The organism is Ramlibacter sp. (assembly GCF_036676645.1).
In the GTDB taxonomy this organism is placed as follows: Bacteria; Pseudomonadota; Gammaproteobacteria; order Burkholderiales; family Burkholderiaceae_C; genus Ramlibacter.
This window is the reverse complement of the sequence record NZ_JAKFCM010000114.1, coordinates 1-1,888: the sequence shown is the minus strand read 5'-3', so window position 1 is coordinate 1,888 and position 1,888 is coordinate 1. Positions and strand designations below refer to the sequence as shown.

The 1,888-nt window shown below is 67.8% G+C and carries 4 protein-coding genes; 3 read left to right on the top strand and 1 reads right to left on the bottom strand.

The features are described 5' to 3' along the window. Positions 1 to 15 precede the first annotated feature (15 nt). The 3 genes from V6M57_RS18185 to V6M57_RS18175 are packed head-to-tail and all read left to right on the top strand — an operon-like array spanning position 16 to position 1,375. The gene (locus tag V6M57_RS18185; RefSeq protein ID WP_332816413.1) at positions 16 to 147 is read left to right on the top strand and encodes a sigma factor-like helix-turn-helix DNA-binding protein; all 132 of its coding nucleotides are present in this window, start codon (positions 16 to 18) and stop codon (positions 145 to 147) included. Next, a complete protein-coding gene (locus V6M57_RS18180; RefSeq protein WP_332816412.1) occupies positions 144 to 794 on the top strand; it encodes a hypothetical protein in 651 nt (216 codons plus the stop codon). The genes V6M57_RS18185 and V6M57_RS18180 overlap by 4 nt, the downstream gene beginning before the upstream one ends. After that, positions 791 to 1,375: a hypothetical protein gene (locus V6M57_RS18175; protein WP_332816411.1), complete on the top strand. Its 585-nt coding sequence runs from the start codon at positions 791 to 793 to the stop codon at positions 1,373 to 1,375. Before V6M57_RS18180 ends, V6M57_RS18175 begins: the two co-directional genes overlap by 4 nt. A 47-nt stretch (positions 1,376 to 1,422) precedes the next feature. On the opposite strand, the gene V6M57_RS18170 is transcribed toward V6M57_RS18175, so the two are convergent. Continuing rightward, the coding region (locus V6M57_RS18170) for an AMP-binding enzyme (protein WP_442968849.1) at positions 1,423 to 1,888 on the bottom strand (466 nt) is incomplete at its 5' end.

Here is a 1,888-nt window from a genome sequence, read left to right as displayed (position 1 = left end):
CGCGCCCATGGCGATCTGCAGCTGCACGAGATCGCCGAATTGACCCGCACGCCGGCGGAAACGGTGAAGAGCCGCTTGCGCTATGCGCTGCAGAAGTTACGTCGGCTGCTGGCTGACCCCGCCACAGCCGCAGAGGTATCCGCATGAAAGACCGGCAACCGATGTCCGCCGAGGAGCAACAACTGCTGCAGCATTTCCGCGCGCACCAGGGCGACGAGCCCTCGGCCGCGCTGGATGCGCGGATTCTCGCGGCGGCCGCCACGCAGGTGCGCCAGCAGAGCAAGCGCCCGCCAGGGTTGGCGCGGCTGCATGCCTGGCTGTTCGGCGGCGCCGCACGGGTGCGCTGGAGCGTGGCGCTGGGCAGCGTCGCGCTGCTGGGTTTGGGCCTGGGCTTGAGCTTGAGAAGCTTCCCGCCGGCACCCACCCACTACGACAGTCCGGCGCCTGCCGCACCGGCGCTGCAACGCCATGCCGCGCCCGCCCCGCAGAAGAAGGCTGGGGCCGAGTCAGCCCGGCTGAGCGAACCGGCCGTCAGCGTGATGGCCGATAGCGCGGCACCGTTGTCCGAGGCCGCCGCCCAGGCGCCGAACGTCAGCGTGCGCGGCAAGGTTGAGGCAGAGGCGCCGTTGCCGGACGAGTTGCGCGACGCCTTGCAGCAGATCCTGCAGCTGCGCGACAGCGGTCGGCAGGCGGACGCGGCCGAGCGGCTCGGCAAGTTGCAGCAGCGCTATCCGCAGTTGGATATCGAGGCGCAGCTGCGGCGTGTGCAGGCGCAGGATGGGGGGGCGCATTGAAGGAAAATCTGCCTTGCCAGGCGCCGGTTGGCGGGCCAGCATTGCCGTATCTGTCGGCCTTGTTTAGAGCGATCATGACTCTCACGCGTTATTTGCCCTTGGTTCTGTTGCTCCCGCTGTTGAGTGCGTGCGAGCCCAAGGTGGAACCGGTCAAGGTCAAGCCGGAAAAAGTCGTCCCAGCCGCAGTGGAGGAGGTGGCGAAGCCGCTTGCCGCCAGCCCAGCGCCCGCCGTCCAAGCGCCCGCAGCTGTTCCCAAGGCCCCTCAAGCCAAGGTCGCGACACCGGCCGCGGCCGCTGCCGCGCGCCCCAAGGCGGTAAAACCCGAGGTGGTCGAAGGGGGCCAAGATTTGCCGAAAACCAAGCTGGATCTCAGCTTGCCGCCCGAACTGGCCGAGCAGCTGAAAGCTGAGGATGGCGGCGCGGAGGCAGCACTTGCGCCCTTGCTGCCGCCGCTGTTCGAGCAGAAGCGGCCGGTGGTCAATCCGTTCCAGCTCAGTGGCCGGCTGATCACCAATGAGCACGATGAGGACTACTGGAACTCGGTGGAGGGCGCCGAAGTGCAGTTCGAGTTCAAGCGCTAGGCGCTTGCCGCCACGCCGGTGGTTGCCGGCGTATGCGGCCCTTCTTCCTAGAAGCGGTACTGCTGCGCCTGGATCGCCTGGTACAGCGCAGCATCCAGAGGCTGGAAGCGGTCCGCGCCGGGCAGTCGCACCCACAAGGGCTCGTTCACCGAGGCTGGAGCGTAGGCGGCCTGCTTGAGCTCGGTCTTCTTGTACTTGAAGGTGCCGGTGGTTTCCACCTCGCCGAGCAGGCGGATAAACAGCGGCGCCGCATACACCGGCAGTTGCCGATCCAGGTAAACGGCCAGGGCCGCGCCGTCCAGCTGCGCGCCTTCGCTCAGGCGCAGCGCCGCCATGCCGCAGCGGCCATTGGTGCCGGGAATCTCCACACCGTAGACCACCGCGTCCTCCACGCCGGGGAAGGCACCGAGGACGTTCTCCACCTCGGTGGTGGAGACGTTCTCGCCTTTCCAGCGGAAGGTGTCGCCGAGGCGGTCGACGAACTGCGCGTGCTTGCAGCCGATATCGCGCATC